This is a genomic window from Nonomuraea fuscirosea (assembly GCF_035917475.1).
Classification (GTDB): domain Bacteria; phylum Actinomycetota; class Actinomycetes; order Streptosporangiales; family Streptosporangiaceae; genus Nonomuraea; species Nonomuraea fuscirosea.
Window position 1 is genome coordinate 10,086,111 of sequence record NZ_CP109074.1, and the last position, 15,240, is coordinate 10,101,350.

Sequence of the window (15,240 nt, forward strand, 5' to 3'; positions counted from 1 at the left end):
CCCGCCCCGGGCCTCATTCGGGCGGGAAGACAAACAGGCTGCTGCACGGAAGCATGTGAAGATGCTCGCATGAGACGAATCACCACCGAAGGCCCGGTCTTACGCTGGGTAGCGGTGCTCCTGGCCGGTGCACTCCTCCTCCTGGGGCTCGTCTGGCTCTTGCCCGGCAGAGACGGTCGATTCGCCGACTCGGCCTCCCAGATGGAAGCCGTCGCCCGCACGCTGAGAAAAGACGAGGTGCTCGGGCGCCAGACAATCGGCGCCCTCACGTTCGACACGGTCTACTGGGACGGCGACACGGTGGTCTTCGCCCTCAGCAACAGTTACCGCGCATACATATGGAGCCCTGACAGGAGGCCGGGCGACACATTGCCCCTGTGGGGTCCGTGGTACACGTTCTGGAGCGATCCTCACTGACTGCCTGCTCGACACCGGCGCCATCGCAACCTCCTGTCCTTCAATGGCGCATGGCACGGCCATGAGCGCCGGGCCCTCCCTCACCAACGACATGCACAGCATCGTTCCCGACGCTCTCTGACCGCTGACGCCGCCAGCCACCGAAGCGTTGACCCTCCCGAAACCTTTCCGGCCTGCCTCTCCCTGTCAGAGAGCAACGGCTTCTGACCTGGAAGCCGACATCCGGGATCGCACAACGAGCGAGAACACGATCGCCCAGGCCATCCAAGTCGGGGCAACAATCCCCCGCCGGGCAACCTCATGATTGGGGCGCTGCCCACCAACGTCCACGATCGTCCAAGGCTGTTGTCGGCACCTCCGAGAGCGAAAGCGGACCTTCAGCCCTCGAACTTGCTCAGTCTCAACCGCGATGCCACCTCACCACGCGTTTCCAAGATCCAGTAGACCCCTTGAGCATCTTCACCTGCGGGTCCTACCGTCGTCGTCATGCGACAAATCGATGACCCGGACATGCTCAAGGTCTTGGCCAACGGGTTTCGGATGAAACTCTTCAGTCTTCTTTTCCGCATCGGCCCGGTCACGGTGAGCGAGCTCGCCAGACGCATGGACGCCGACCCCGGCCAGGTCAGTTATCACCTGCGGCAGATGCAGAAACACGGCTTCATCGAAGACGTACCGGAGCTCGCCCGAGACAGCCGGGAACGCTGGGTGCGGGCAGCCATGGTCGGGTGGATATTGACCAGAGACTTCGAAGACCCAGAAGCCGAAGCCGCATTGCAGGCGTGGACTTCACAATGGGTGATCGACCAGTTCGAACGGCTACGCGACTTCGAACGCACGCACATGAAGCTTCCCGAGGAGTGGCGCAACACGGCCTTCGGAGGCAGCCACCACCTGAGGCTCACCAACGATGAACTCGCGCAACTCGCCGACCAGCTCTGTGCCGTGTTGCAGCCATGGCGAGAGCTGACCAGATCGCGCGTCGAATCCGGCGAAGCGCCACCGGACACTCGCCCGATCTTCACCTTCTACCACGCCTTCCCCGAAGAACCCTGAGGACCTTCCCATGTACGCCATGCATGAGGAGTTGGCCCGCGCCCACCTCACTGAGCAACGAGCCGAAGCCGCACGCTTACGCATGATCCCGCCGCACTCATGCCGACCAGTTCTGCTACACCTCCGCGGCCGTTTCGCGCTCACCCTCCGCCGCCTCGCCGACCACCTCGAACCCGCCTGACCCTCCATACGGCCATCCGCCGACGCAGGATTCCCAGGACACGTCCCGCACGTTCTGCACTTCACGAACCCGCATCTCACCGCGCAGAAACCCCAGTCCCGCCTCTCAAGGTCATCATGCCAACTTTCGTCGGACCCGCCTGCCATCATCTCCATGATCAGTCCCGACAGAACAGGACCCCACCCATGAGCGGCTACGACTGGCTCGATGACGAAGCATTCTGCGCGACCTTCGTCCGCGGACTCGCCCCGCACGAGGCGCTGGCCCGCCTCGGCATTGAGGTCTTCGACGGAGATGACGAGGAAGGCGATTTCGAGGAAGGCCTCATCTGCGCCCGCCCGGCCGAGGGCGGGACCATTCTGAGCGAGTGGAACGGCTTCGCCGGCACGCTACCCGAGGTGCTGCGCTCCTTATCCGCGGGGACGGTCACGGCCAGTGTCTTCGTCAACGTGAACTTGGTCGCATCCTTCGACCATTACGCCGACGGTCACAAAGTCTTGTCCTTCGACCCACTGTACGGCGGCAATGAAGACGGCCTTCCAGAGGACTACCTGGCCGACCGGATCGAACTCGGCCTGACCGGCGACAAGACAGACGGCGGCCTCCCCGCCGCACTCCTGCTCGCCGAACGCATCACGCAGGTCCGGCCAAACGCCTCAAGCGCCGCAGTGGCCGCCCACGGCGTCCTCGAATACTGAGCCACCTCGCTGTCGCCTGCCAACCTCGCAACTCACCAGCATCGTTCACCGTCCGGCCGTCCGCTCAACGGATCTCGGCGCGAGCAACCTCAAGGAGAGACCATTCATCGAGCGAAAGCTGATAGACGTCAGACTGCGCCTTCAAGGTTTCGGCACTTGGAACGGCCCGCGCGCCCTCGAAATCATTGATCGTCAACTGCGCGATACCAGTCCGTTCAGTTACCTCCGTTTGGGACAAGCCGATCTTTCCCGTGCATCGCGAAGCTGAAGGACCAGCCTTCCCTCAGGGCCCTCCGAGGGCTTGACTGGCGTAGCCGTCGCCGACCGCGACGTCCTACGTGTCTCGGAGGAAACCGGCGGGGCGTTTCCCATTGTTGCCACGCCGCCGGACACCAGTCCGATGACGATCACTGCGGCTAGCAGGATCCAGAGCACGCCGCCCGAGTCGGTATCGGTGTTCAAACACCAGGGGCCCGGGAACGCCGTTCAACCGCACCTGAGACAGCCTCGACAACGCCGTCCAGGGATGTCCCGTATGGCGTCGGCGCTCCCCACTTCAGAAGGGGGTTCCCCAATACGCCATCGCCGGCCTGGCCTCCGACAAGTCCGTCGGATTCACTCGGTAACCCCAGGTCACGCACCATCAACTACTGCGCACACGGTCGTGGGGGTGGAGAGCCACTCGTTGGCCTGTGGCGGCGGACCGTACGATCGCGTCAAGAAGCCGGTGGCGCTTGACGGCGTGGGTGAAGTCTGGGGCGACAGCCGTTCCGTGGACGAGGTCGTCCCGAATCGCGGCGTAGGCGTGCACCAGCGTGTGGATCACTGTCCCGGCCAGGGCGGGGTAGTCGTCGTAGCCGCTGGGCAGCGTGAGCTTCGTAGGCCGACCGCTGCCGCGTGTGCCACGCACCGTGACCGGACCGATGTGCGGGAATTCGGCGGCGGTAACCTCGAGTCTCCCCTCCGTGCCGTCGATGATCAGAGAGAACCCTGCACCTGATGCCGCGCCTCCACGGTGGTGGACGGACAGGATCGCCCCGCCCGCCACGGTGCCCGAGATCGCGATCTGGTCCTCGGCGGTCATCGGAACGACCTGCCCGGTGCGCCCCAGGGGAACCTGGCGGCGCCGGGTCGCGGTTGTAGCGACCACGTCCTGAAGCTCGCCGACGACCATCGACACCAGGTCGATCGCGTGTCCGAACGCGATGGTCAGCATCGTGGCCCCGAGCTTGCGGTCGAGCGTGTAGACCATGTTCTGAGACACCGGAGTGCCCCATTCGGTCGAGGAAGCCACGACGGTGGCGGAGAGCGTTTCCCCCACGAATCCTTCGTACACGAGGTCGGCCAGCCAGCGGAAGGCAGGTGAGGAGCGTCCCTGAAGACCGACGAAGGTGCGCGTCGCCCCGGCGGCACGCCGCATCTCCTCGGCCTCGTGCGGATCGACGGCGAGCGGCCACTCGGAGAGCACCGGCACTCCCGCCTTCAGCACGGGCAACACGAGTTCGCGATGCCGGGGCACTTTGACGGCGACAACAACGAGGTCGACGTTCTCGTCGCCGGCAAGCTGCTCGACCGACGTGTACGCGGGTACGCCATACGCCGCTCCCGCCGCCTGGGCCGAGGCTTCGGAGCTCGCCGCCAGCGCGCGAAGCTCGATCCCGTCGACGGCTCTCAGCGCGGGCAGGTGAGCCCCGGCCGCCCAGCCTCCCGTGGCGCTCAGGCCGACGATGCCGACGCCGATCGGCTTACGGAGGTCAGGCACCGAGTTGCCGCCTCAGGGTCTCGGCGTCGTGCGGGGCCGTCATGTGCACGAACCGCCCGTTACGCACCTGGTAGGCGTACTCGACGATCTCGAACGAGGCGGCGGTGGGAGCCACGCCGAGCCACTCCCTGGCAGGCGTGCCCGGGTTGGTCAGACGGGCGACCAGGCGATCACCACCTACCGCGATCTCCTGGGGCTCCCCGTGAAAGTCCGGGACCGCGTCGATGTCGCCGTTCAGCACAGCGATGCCCTGGTCCCGAGCGCCTGGCTCGCCGTTCAGGGCGGTCTCGTCGTTGCTGATCTCGTGTGCGTTGAGCACCCCGATGCAGCGCAGGTCGGTGTGGGACATGTTCTCCTCTTTCAACCCCCGGAGCGGGGGTCGGGCTCAGTGTTTTCGCGACGGCTCTTGACGGTTTCGTCGCAGTACGTCGGCAAGGGAAGGAACCACTGCTCGAGAACTTCTGTTCCAAACGGTACCGAAGTTTGCCACACCGTCACGGCCCTCATGCGCGGAGAATGTCTCACCGGCGCGAGCGCAGGGTTGCAGCCGCTATGCGGGCCAGCCGAGCAACGCCGCGTCCACGATCTCATCGAGCTCAGCAGGACCGAGGCCGTTGGCGGCCTGCACGGCGATGCCGAAGCCCATCGTCATGATGAACCGGGCCAGACGCCGCGGGTCGGCGTCGCGCGGAAGATCACCCTCGTTGACGGCACGCCGGAAGCGCTCCTCAAGGCGGGCCCCCGCGTCGTTGCGCCAGTCGACGAGCAGGTCGTGGACGGCCCGGCTCTCGTCGCTCGACGCCAGCGCGCCCTGCACGGTCAGGCATCCGGAGGGGCCGTCGGGAGGGGTCGTGGTGCAGACCGCTCCGCGGAGGAACGCCAAGGCCACAGCCCGTGCGGTGGGCTCCTCCAGGGCGCGCGCGGCATAGGCGGCCGGCCCTGCGCCGTAGCGCTGGAGGGCCTTGCGGAACAACTGCTCCTTGTTGCCGAAGGCCGCGTACATGCTCGTCTTGGTGATTCCCATGGCGCCGGTCAGTTCAGCGAGGCTCGCACCTTCGTACCCTCGGGCCCAGAACACCCGCATCGCGCGTTCCAGCGCCTGGTCGATGTCGAATTCTCGAGGCCGACCCATGACGGCCCTACGGGAGCTACCCATGCCACAAGCGTACCCGTCGGTACAGATATGCGCTGACCAGCAATTTCATTTCACCCGGGCGGCGAGCACAGTTAAGTACCGTTCGGTCTTGATGTGCTAGCGTTCTGCACCAACCGGTACTTAATTGATGGGAAGGGAAGTCCGCGCCATGAAAACCGTTTCGCTCGGCAGCCTCAAGGTCTCGCGCATCGGTCTCGGAGCCATGGGAATGTCGGCGTTCTACACCGGCGCCGGCCAGTTCGACGACGAGTCGATCCGCACGATCCACCGCGCTCTGGCCCTCGGGGTCACCCATATCGACACCGCTGAGGGGTACGGCCCCTTCATCAACGAGGGGCTGGTCGGCCGGGCCGTGCAGGGGCGCCGAGACGAGGTCGTGCTGGCGACCAAGTTCGGACTGATCTCCCACATCGGTGGCACGGCTCCGGACAGCACGCCGGCCAACATCCGCCTGGCCGTGGAGGGATCACTGAAGCGCCTGGGTACCGACTACATCGACCTCTACTACCAGCACCGGTTGGACCCCGGCACGCCCGTCGAAGAGACCGTTGGCGCGCTGGCTGAACTGGTGGCCGAAGGCAAGATCCGCCACATCGGCCTGTCGGAGGTCGGCCCCGCCACGATCCGCCGCGCTCACGCCGTGCATCCGGTCACCGCGGTCCAATCCGAATACTCCCTGTGGACCCGCGACCCGGAGGCCGAGATCCTGCCCGTCCTGCGCGAACTGGGCATCGGCTTCGTACCGTACTCCCCGCTTGGCCGGGGCTTCCTGACCGGCAGCATCCGCTCCCTGAACGATCTCGACACCGACGACTGGCGCCGCACCAACCACCGCTTCACCGACGGCAACCTGGAACGCAACCTGCGCATCGTCGACGAGGTCCGGGCCGTAGCCGCCGAGATCGACACCACGCCCGCGCAGGTCGCCCTGGCCTGGCTGCTCGCCCAAGGCGACGACATCGCGCCCATCCCTGGCACCAAGCGAGTCGCCCGACTGGAGGAGAACGCCGCCGCCGACCACATCAAGCTCACTGCCGGCCACGTCGCCCGCCTGAACGACCTGCCCCCGGCCTCCGGCGATCGCTACGACGCGGACAACATGGCCGCCATCGACCGCTGATCGAAGACGTACCAACACACACGCCGCGGGTCGGCATCCGGGCGAAGAGGGCCACCTTCTCCATCGTGGCACCGAACCTCGCGAGTGGCGGTGGGCCCGGAGGTGTCAGGCAGCCATGGGTGATACAGCGTCGGCTTCGCTCGCTACCCGAGGTGCTGCGATCCCTATCCGCAGGGACAGTCACGGTGATCGCTCGTCGTGCCAAGCTCGACGTCTCGGGAGCACTCGTTCAGTAACGTTGCACGTCTCCTGAACGAGGAACGCCGACTGCGTGGTACCCCACAAGGTGAGACCAAGGGTTTCTGGCCCCGAATGGGACCGCGATCACGCACTTCAGACACGCAGAAGCCCCGTGAATGATCTCACGGGGCTTCGGAACTGGAGCCGCCTTGGGGATTCGAACCCCAGACCCCTTCATTACGAGTGAAGTGCTCTGGCCGACTGAGCTAAGGCGGCATCTGCCGTGCAGCTTGAAAGAGTCTACAGGAGCCGGAGGGGTTCTCGCTCCCACCGATCATCCGATGCCGGGACGGAACCGCCCCGGCCTCTCCGCGTCATCAGCGCCCCGCAACGGCCACCCGTCCGCCTCATCCTCCGGGAACGCGATCCCCGTCCTCTGGTGTTGACCACGGACCGCCACGCCCCTCTCCGCGCCCCCGCACAACCCCCTGCACGTCCCGCCCTTCGGGAACGCGAACCCGAGGAGCGGGCCCCACCAGAGAAGCGCTGTCAGAGCTCCTCCTCCGCCCAGCACCCCGACGGCCCGCCAGCACGGGCTCTCCCGAAACACGATCCCAACGGGGAGCGTCATCAGGGGCCCGGCATCAGGGCTTCTCCGCCGCCAAACATCCCCGCCGTGCCGGGCATCACCGACCTACGGGCGAGGCGAGACCCGCCCGTCAGACCGGTTCCCCGTCCCCGTACGTCGAGTCATAAGCCTTCCGCGGCGCGCAGACGCTGGCCTTCGAGCAGGCGCACCGGCGCCCCCCGTCGTTCAGCCGCACCACCACCGAGTCGGACGGCACGTTGTGGCCCACCACGGTCCCCGCCCCCTCCGGGGTCTCCACGCTTGCCCCCACCCTGGGAGCTGAGGCGCGGAACTCCTGGTAGAGCGGGTGCTCGTACTTGAGGCAGCACATGAGTCGCCCGCACGCCCCCGCGATCCGCAGCGGGTTGACCGGGAGGTCCTGGTCTTTGGCCATGCGGACGGAGACAGGTTCGAAGTCCTTGAGGAACGTGGCGCAGCACAGGTCGCGGCCGCAGGGGCCGATGCCGCCCTGGAGGCGTGCCTCATCCCGCGGCCCGATCTGGCGGAGCTCGACTCTGGCGCGCAGGTTGCGGGCCAGGTCGCGGACGAGGGCGCGGAAGTCGACCCGGTGGGGGGCCGAGAAGTAGACCGTGTAGACGTTGTCCGCGTCGAGGTAGTCGACGCCGACGACCTTCATCGGCAGCGCGTGCCGTTTGATCAGGCGTTTGGAGACGCTGCGGGCCTCGGCACGGCGGCGTTTGTTGGATTCGTCGCGGGCCAGGTGCTCCTCCCCGGCCGGCCCCGCGCACAGCGGGAGGCCCTCGACGTCTTCGCTGGTGTATTGGGGCGCCCAGACGCACTCCGCCACCTCCGGGCCCGAGTCCGTCGGCACGAGCACCTTGTCGCCCACCTTCGGGCTGTGCTCGCCGGGATCGAGGTAGTAGAGCCTCCCGTAACGGGTGAAGCTCACAGCCATCATCATGCCCATGGGCTCGAGCTCGCCTCCTGACGGCCTGGGGGATTGCTTACGGCCTTCGTTGCCACATTACGTGGGTCCATGCGTCAGTGGTCAGGGGTGGTGGTGCGGATCTTGGCCGGGTCGGCAGGCCCGGGTGGCCGGTCAGCCGTTCGCCAGGCACACCTCGCTTTCCGGCAGCTCGATTCCGTATGTGAAGGAGAGGGCCGCGCTGTCGGTCAAGCACCGCCTGTCAGAAATCTGAGCGACCCCCGGCTGCCCGCGCAGCTTGAAGAACACGGATTGAGCAGAGAAGCCGGGCTTCAGCTTGAGCCGGAAGGACGCCGGCAAGTCTTCCGGTCTGGTCGCGTCGAGCAGGGCCTGGTTGGTCTCGAACGCCTTCCGGAAGTCCTCGTACTCCGCCTGCTGGTCTATGTACTCAAATTCCGTGACCTCCGGCATCTTCCCCATCAGCTCTTCGAGCGCCTTCTTTTCTGCGGGAGTCGCGCCCTTGCCCTCCTTCACGACCTGGTTCTTGCTGCGCTTCGCACCGCACGCGGGCATCATCGTGTCCTTCTTGCACAGGAAGACTTTGAGCGGCCACTCGCGTTGTTCCGCGGTCTGCTCCCAGGGCGGCACGTCGGTGGGATTGACGACCTGGTCTATGTCGGTCACCGATTTGAGCCTGCCCAGCGTCTCGCTGACGTCGGCGCCCTGGCTCAGGGTCATGGTGAACGAGGCGGGGACATCGGTGATCTTCACCGCCTTCAGCAGGGCTTGGTTCTGCGCGAAGTCTCTGCTGAGGCTCTCGTAGGCCGACGCCCTGCTCGTGTAGCGCACACTCTCCACTTGGGGAAGCTCTTTGAGCGTGGTTTCGATCTGCTGGATCCGGTCCGCGGGGACGTCGCCCACTCCGCACCGCTCCTGCTTCGACGACGCCGTGCAGAGGAAGGCGACCAGCTCGGGCTGCTTGCTCTGGGCAGCCGGAGGGTTCATCGTCACCGCGCTGTCCTGGTCGCCGCCGCCGGGGCCGAACGCCGCGAAAGCCGCCGTGCCCGCGAGCACCACCGCCGTCGCCACGCTCACCATCCGCAGATCCATCCGGAACCGCCGCCGCTCCGGCGACCGCAGCGGCCGCAGCGTGCTGGTGTCGATCGTCGCCCCCGCGTCGGTGAGGGCCTCCCGCAGCCGGTCTTCCACAGGGCTGTTCATGATTCCTCCCCAAGCACCCGCCCGAGGGCGGCCAGCCCTCGCGTGATCGTGGACCTCACCGTGCTCGCGCTGACCCGCATCGTCTCGGCGATCTCCTGGTCGGTGAGGTCGAAGTAGTAGCGCAGCGTCAACGCCTCCCGCTGCCTGCGCGGCAGCCCGTGCAGCGCGAGCAGCACCTCACGCCGCTCCTCGCCCAGCATCGCGGCGCTCTCCGCCGACCAGACGGGCGGCTCGTACGGCACCGCCCGTCTGAACACCGTCGCCCGCCGACGCAGCACCGACCGGCAGCCGTTGAGCACCGCGGAGCGCACGTAGGCGAGCGCCCGGTCGGCGTCACGCAGCCGGGCCCGGCCGGCGTGAGTGCGCGCGAACGCCTCCTGCACGACGTCCTCGGCGGTGGCCTGATCGCCGACCATGATGAGCGCCAGCCGCACCAGACCGACGTGGTGCTCGGCGAAGATCGACGCGACGTCGACCTGCCCCGGCGCCAGGGCATCCTGCTGGATGAGTAGTTCGGCTTCCACGTAACAGAGACGCTTCAGGGCCTCGTCTGCTGCTTGGGTCACCGGAATATCTTGCGGTCCCCGAAGCAGCCGTCAGCCGCCGGCAGGCAGGCCTGTGGAAAACCTCAGCGCAGCGCCAGCATCATCGCCTCGACGGCCATCTGCGGGTTGACGTTCGCCGCCAGCCTTTCCCTGCATTGCATGATCGCGTCGATCCGCCGCAGCGTCTCCTCGGGCGTGGAGGACCGCGCGAGCTGGTCGAGGTCGAACCGGATGTCGTCGTTGGCCAGCTCGACCCCGGCCGCCCCGAACTGCAGCGTCAGCACGTCCCGATAGAACGCCACGAGCTCCAGCAGCGCCGAGTCGAGCGAGTCGCGTTTGATCCGGGTGGCCCGGGACTTCTGTCGGTCCTCCAGTTCCTTGAGCGCGCCTGCGCCGCCGCGCACCAGCCCCCGGTTGAGCCCCTTGCCGGTGGACCCCTCCCCGTACAGCTTGCGCAGCTCCGCCGTCTCGTTCTCGTTGAGCGCGGCCGTGGCGGCGGCGGCCTCCTCCTCGGCCGTCTTCACCAGCCGTTCGGCGGCGGAGACGCATTCGCCGACCCCGGTCAGCGTGCGCGGGATGCTCAGCACCGCCTCCCTGCGGCTCCTGACGCCCTCGTCGAGCGCGAGGGAGCGGGCTCTGGCGATGTGTCCCTGGGCGGCCCTGGCGGCGAACCTGGCGGTCTCCCAGGGCACGCTGTCGCGGGTGGCCAGCACGTGCGCGACGGCCTCCGTCGCGGGCGTGGTGAGGTTGACGACGCGGCACCGGGACCTGATGGTGATCATCAGGTCGTCGGGCGCGGGCGCGCACAGCAGCCATACCGTACGGGGCGGCGGCTCCTCCACGGCCTTGAGCAGGGCGTTAGCGGCGGACTCGGTGGCCCGGTCGGCGTCCTCGAACAGGATGACCCGCCACCGCCCCTGCGTCGGCGCCCCGGCCGCGCGCAGGATCAGCTCCCTGGTCTGCTTGACGCTGTAGGACAGCCCCTGCGGGCGTACGGACTCCAGGTCGGGATGCGAGCCGATGAGCACCTGGTGGCACTGGTCACAGTGGCCACAGCCGCCCTGCGGGCACATCAGGGACGCGGCGAAGGCGCGCGCGGCCTCTTCCCGGCCTGAGCCCGGCGGGCCGGTGAACAGCCAGGCGTGCGTCATGCCGGCGCCCCGCCCGCCCGCGACGACCTCGCCGGCCGCCGCCGCGGCACGCGACAGCACGGCCGCCGCCTGCTCCTGCCCTACGAGGTCATCGAAAACGGTCACGAGGTAAGGCTAGTCGCGGATGGCGGGCATCGTCCCCGTGATGTCCTCGGTCTCCCTCGGCACCGGGTCGGGCAGGATCTCCCTGATCCGGTCCTGGACCCGGCGGGTGATCGCCTCCTGCGGCATCGTGCCGTCGACCACGAGGTAGCGCTCGGGCGCCGCCGCCGCGAGCGCCCTGAACTCCTTGCGCACCCGCTCGTGGAACTCCAGCGGCTCGGACTCGATCCGGTCGGCCGCCCCGCCCAGCCGGGTCAGCCCGATCTCGGGCGGCGTGTCGATGAGCACGGTCAGGTGCGGCACCAGCCCGCCGGTCGCCCAGGCGTTGATCTTGGACACGTCGGCCGGGTCGAGCGAGCGCCCCGCGCCCTGGTAGGCCAGCGAGGAGTCCACGTAGCGGTCGGTGACCACCAGCGAGCCCCGGTAGAGGGCCGGCCTGATCACCTTCTCCACGTGCTCGGCCCGGTCGGCGGCGTACAGCAGCGCCTCGGCCCGCGCGGACAGCCCGCGCTCGGCCGCGTCGAGCAGGATGGCGCGCAGCCGCATGCCGACCTTGGTCGAGCCGGGCTCGCGCGTCTGCACGACGTCGTAGCCCTGGTCGCGCAGCCAGATCGCGACCAGCCGCGACTGCGTGGTCTTGCCTGAGCCCTCGCCGCCCTCGAACGCCACGAACAGCCCGGGCACGTGCTCGGCCGACTCGGCGGGGAAGCGCTCGCCGCGCACCGCCGCGATGAGGTCGCCCGCCAGGGAGACGCCTCTCCTGTCGTCCATGTGCCGCAGCGCCAGGATGCCGACGCCCGTCGCGAGCGCCCCGCCGATCACCAGCACCAGGTTGGTGCCGTCGAAGCGGTAGCTGAGCGTGCCGAACTCCAGCACGTGCAGGCCGAAGAGCGCGGCCAGCGGGTTGGCCAGGGCCACCACCAGCAGCAGCGTCACCCGCGCCGTGGACTGCAGGAACGAGAACGTACGGCCGCGCAGCCCGTCTTCGACCTCCAGCCCGATCAGCGTGTAGCCGATGATCCAGGCGATGCCCGCGCACGCCCCCAGCACCACGGTCAGCATGACCACGATCACCAGGTTGTGCACCAGCGCGATGGCGATCAGCACCTGCCCGGCGACGGTGATGGACAGCCCGAACAGCCGCCGCCTGGACAGCTCGCGCAGCAGCCGCAGCCCGAAGAACATGCCCAGCGCCATGCCGACGAAGACCGCGCCGAACACCACGCCGTAGGCCGCGTCGCCGCCGCCGAGGGCCGCCACGTAGACCTTGGCCACGCCGACGACCGCCCCGCCCGCGGCGAACGCGCCCAGCATGCCGATGATCAGGCCGCGCACCAGCCGGTTGCCGCCGACGAAGCGCCAGCCCTCGACGACCTGCTTGAGCACGGAGGGCGTGGAGATCGCGCCGTCACGCTTGGGGATGTCGCGCAGGGTGAAGATGAGGAAGGCCGACACGAGGTAGGCGCACGCGTTGACGATCAGCGCGAGCCCCGTGGCGTCGCGCCCCTCCACGAACGGCACCACCCCGCCGATCAGGTCGCCCGCCACCGACAGCGCGGCGAACAACATCGCCGCGACCGGCGCGGTGCCGTACGTGACCAGCAGGTTGAGCTGGTTGGCCGACTCGAGCTGCGCCTTCGGCACCAGGTTGGGCACCGTCGCGTCCTTGGCCGGGACCCAGAACAGGTTGACGCACTCGACCAGGATCGTCGCGACGATGACCCACTGGTAGCTGCCCACGAACGGGATCGACAGCACGATCGCGAACCGGGCCAGGTCGGCCGAGAACATCGTCAGCCGCCGGTCGAACCGGTCGGCGAAGACGCCGGCCAGTGGCCCGAGCAGCACCGCGGGCAGCATCTTGGCGACGAACACGCCGCCCACGGCGAGCGACTGCACCCGGTAGTCGCCCTGGGTGAGGTTGGCCGCGAGGGCCGTCAGCGCCAGCAGGTTGAGCCAGTCGCCCAGACTGCACACCGACATGGCCGTCCACAGCCGTCGAAACGGCGCATTGGCCAGCACATGGGTCGAGCGGCTACGGCCAAGGGCAGTCATGATTTCAGCGTATCCAGGTGTTGACCGGAAGGGAGGGGACAAGACGAGCCGGATATTCCCGGCCGCTCGTGGCTGAGAGTATTACGTGATCGGGCTCGGGCGCAGGTTTCGCCGCTCGAATAGGCCCCCGAAAACCTCATCAATTCACAACTCCGGCCTCATGTCGCGCCTCTTCCACCAATGGCCGCCACTCGGCCCGTACGTCGTCGGGGAGAACGAGCTCGTCCCACAGGTCGATCAGCAGCACGCCGTCGACGTGAGCGAGCAGCTCTCCGGGCTCGCCCGCGCACAGCAACGCCGTGTAGGCCGCCCGGCGCTCGCCCCGGTCGGACAGATCGTAGTCGCGCCCGCCGACCTGCACGGACCCCAGCGCCGCGGCCACCGGCAGGCGGCTGAGCCGGCTGGGCACGTGGACCGTCCGCCCCTCGCCGGTCACCCGCGTCACGCACTCGACCTTGGCCTCCAGCACCAGCCGGAACCCGGCGGCGTCGAGGATGCGCCCCGCGGTCTCCAGCGTCGGCGACTTCCTGCCGTGCTCGTACGCCGAAAGCGTCGTGCGCGAGGTGCCGCTCACGCTGGCCAGCGCCTTCTGGTTGAGGCTGGCGGCATGCCTGGCCTGCTTGAACAGCAGCCCGCCACGTCTGGCCCAGAGGGCCACGTCCTGCCGCAGCGCTCGCTCCAACGGCGAGGAGACCATGCCCGCACCTCCGAAAAGTATCCGCTCGGATACTGTACGCCATCATGGCATGGCGTGACCACCGGATTACGAAAGGTCAGCCGCGCAGTTCGAGAATCGTGATCTCGGGCGGCGCCCCGACGCGCACGGGAGGGCCCCAGAACCCCGCGCCCCTGGTGACGTACACCTGCACGCCGTCCACGGTCGCCAGCCCCGACACGACCGGCTGCTGCAACCCCACCACCAGGTTGAACGGCGCGATCTGCCCGCCGTGCGTATGACCGGAGAGCTGCAGGTCGACGCCGTGCCGCGCGGCCTCCTTCACCTGGATCGGCTGGTGCGCCAGCAGCACCGTGGAGCGGCCCTGATCGCGCCCGCCGAGCGCCTTGGCGAAGTCGGGCGACTCGCCGGCCGCGACGCCCCCGACGTCGTTCACGCCGGCCAGGTCGAGCACGGCGCCCTGGTGCCTGATCTCCACCCGCTCGTTTCGCAAGGAGCGTACGCCGAGCTCGGCCAGCTCCTCGATCCACTCCCCCGGCCCCTCGGCCGTGAAGTACTCGTGGTTACCGGTCACGAAATAGGCGCCATATCGGGATTCGAGGTGCTGCAACGGCCGGGCCAGCGCCCCGAGCTGCGCCACCGAGCCGTCCACGAGGTCACCCACGATCGCGACCACGTCGGCCTCGAGCCCGTTGATCATCCGTACGATCCGCTCGGTGTGCCCGATGCCCGTGAGCGGCCCGAGGTGGATGTCGCTCACCACGGCGAAGCGCAGGCCGGCGAGCCGCTGATCCAGCTTCGGCAGCGTGACCTTGACCGGCTCGATCACGGGATCGCCCAGCGCGCTGGCCATCCCGTACCCGACCGTGCCCAGCGCGCCCACCCCGGCGATCGCGGCGGTGGTCCGGTCGAGGAAGAGCCGCCTGCTCATGGCAGGCGCCGCAGAGCTGTCCCCAGAAGCGGGAACGTCCCCAGGAGCGGAAACGACGACGTCAGCCGGCCCGACCTCGTCCTCGACAGCCGCACCGATCCCGGCCGGCACCACGACAGACGGCACCGCGACGGCCGACGCGGGAACGCTCTCCGACCGCCGCCGCAGAACGGCCGCCGCCACCCCCCGCGGCACCTCCAGCACCACGAGGATCACGACCAGGTAGAACATCACCGCCAGCCAGACGAACCCAGGCCAGACCGCCCACCCCTCAAGCCCCATCCTGCTACCCACCAGCGTCGCCACGAGGACCGCGAACAGCGCGACGACACTCCAGGTCAGCGCCTTACGCAGCCTCCCAGGCCCCGTCGTGCGGCGCACCAGCCGAAACCACAGGTACGCGTGCGCGAGCAGCACCACGACCACGAAGAACAGGACGAACACATGAACGATGCTACTTGCGGCGACTCACTTC

Annotated in this window: 15 protein-coding genes and 1 tRNA gene; 4 read left to right on the plus strand and 12 right to left on the minus strand. The window is 68.3% G+C overall.

Going from position 1 to position 15,240, the window contains the following annotated elements; all coding sequences use genetic code 11:
• The first annotated feature begins 69 nt into the window (after positions 1-69).
• The 3 genes from OIE67_RS46305 to OIE67_RS46315 all read left to right on the plus strand — a co-directional run bounded on the left by OIE67_RS46305 (position 70) and on the right by OIE67_RS46315 (position 2,352).
• Positions 70-417 carry a hypothetical protein gene (locus OIE67_RS46305; RefSeq protein ID WP_326632574.1) on the plus strand — a complete coding sequence of 116 codons (348 nt, stop codon included), beginning with the start codon at positions 70-72 and terminating at the stop codon, positions 415-417.
• Positions 418-903: 486 nt separating this feature from the next.
• Positions 904-1,473 (plus strand): helix-turn-helix domain-containing protein, encoded by a 570-nt coding sequence (locus tag OIE67_RS46310; RefSeq protein WP_326632576.1) that lies wholly within the window; start codon positions 904-906, stop codon positions 1,471-1,473.
• 366 nt (positions 1,474-1,839) lie between these two features.
• Positions 1,840-2,352 (plus strand): DUF6461 domain-containing protein, encoded by a 513-nt coding sequence (locus OIE67_RS46315; protein WP_326632578.1) that lies wholly within the window; start codon positions 1,840-1,842, stop codon positions 2,350-2,352.
• Between the two features lie 64 nt (positions 2,353-2,416).
• Here the strand turns inward: OIE67_RS46315 and OIE67_RS46320 are convergent, their stop codons facing one another.
• From OIE67_RS46320 to OIE67_RS46335, 4 genes are all read right to left on the minus strand, one after another.
• Positions 2,417-2,590: a helix-turn-helix domain-containing protein gene (locus OIE67_RS46320; RefSeq protein ID WP_326632580.1), complete on the minus strand. Its 174-nt coding sequence runs from the start codon at positions 2,588-2,590 to the stop codon at positions 2,417-2,419.
• 405 nt (positions 2,591-2,995) lie between these two features.
• Positions 2,996-4,114 carry a Gfo/Idh/MocA family protein gene (locus OIE67_RS46325; RefSeq protein WP_326632582.1) on the minus strand — a complete coding sequence of 373 codons (1,119 nt, stop codon included), beginning with the start codon at positions 4,112-4,114 and terminating at the stop codon, positions 2,996-2,998.
• Positions 4,107-4,463, minus strand: coding sequence for an ester cyclase (locus OIE67_RS46330; RefSeq protein ID WP_326632584.1), 357 nt, complete (start codon positions 4,461-4,463; stop codon positions 4,107-4,109). Before OIE67_RS46330 ends, OIE67_RS46325 begins: the two co-directional genes overlap by 8 nt.
• Positions 4,464-4,664: 201 nt before the next feature.
• Positions 4,665-5,270, minus strand: coding sequence for a TetR/AcrR family transcriptional regulator (locus OIE67_RS46335; RefSeq protein WP_326632586.1), 606 nt, complete (start codon positions 5,268-5,270; stop codon positions 4,665-4,667).
• Positions 5,271-5,418: 148 nt separating this feature from the next.
• Here OIE67_RS46335 and OIE67_RS46340 point away from each other — a divergent pair, with 148 nt between their 5' ends.
• Positions 5,419-6,390, plus strand: a complete 972-nt coding sequence (locus tag OIE67_RS46340) for an aldo/keto reductase (protein WP_326632588.1) — start codon at positions 5,419-5,421, stop codon at positions 6,388-6,390.
• A gap of 379 nt (positions 6,391-6,769) precedes the next feature.
• On the opposite strand, the gene OIE67_RS46345 is transcribed toward OIE67_RS46340, so the two are convergent.
• The 8 genes from OIE67_RS46345 to OIE67_RS46380 form a co-directional block, all read right to left on the minus strand.
• Positions 6,770-6,846: transfer RNA gene (locus OIE67_RS46345), tRNA-Thr, on the minus strand.
• Positions 6,847-7,289: 443 nt separating this feature from the next.
• Complete coding sequence (locus OIE67_RS46350) at positions 7,290-8,114, minus strand: PSP1 domain-containing protein (RefSeq protein WP_245956008.1); 825 nt, start codon at positions 8,112-8,114, stop codon at positions 7,290-7,292.
• 144 nt (positions 8,115-8,258) lie between these two features.
• Positions 8,259-9,305, minus strand: coding sequence for a permease-like cell division protein FtsX (locus OIE67_RS46355; protein ID WP_326632590.1), 1,047 nt, complete (start codon positions 9,303-9,305; stop codon positions 8,259-8,261).
• A complete protein-coding gene (locus OIE67_RS46360) occupies positions 9,302-9,871 on the minus strand; it encodes a SigE family RNA polymerase sigma factor (protein ID WP_245955997.1) in 570 nt (189 codons plus the stop codon). Before OIE67_RS46360 ends, OIE67_RS46355 begins: the two co-directional genes overlap by 4 nt.
• Positions 9,872-9,933: 62 nt before the next feature.
• Positions 9,934-11,106 carry a DNA polymerase III subunit delta' gene (locus OIE67_RS46365; RefSeq protein WP_326632594.1) on the minus strand — a complete coding sequence of 391 codons (1,173 nt, stop codon included), beginning with the start codon at positions 11,104-11,106 and terminating at the stop codon, positions 9,934-9,936.
• A gap of 9 nt (positions 11,107-11,115) precedes the next feature.
• Positions 11,116-13,158, minus strand: a complete 2,043-nt coding sequence (gene tmk, locus OIE67_RS46370) for a dTMP kinase (RefSeq protein WP_326632596.1) — start codon at positions 13,156-13,158, stop codon at positions 11,116-11,118.
• Between the two features lie 139 nt (positions 13,159-13,297).
• Positions 13,298-13,855, minus strand: a complete 558-nt coding sequence (locus OIE67_RS46375; protein WP_326632598.1) for a helix-turn-helix transcriptional regulator — start codon at positions 13,853-13,855, stop codon at positions 13,298-13,300.
• Positions 13,856-13,931: 76 nt separating this feature from the next.
• The gene (locus OIE67_RS46380) at positions 13,932-15,209 is read right to left on the minus strand and encodes a metallophosphoesterase (RefSeq protein WP_326632600.1); all 1,278 of its coding nucleotides are present in this window, start codon (positions 15,207-15,209) and stop codon (positions 13,932-13,934) included.
• Positions 15,210-15,240 lie beyond the last annotated feature (31 nt).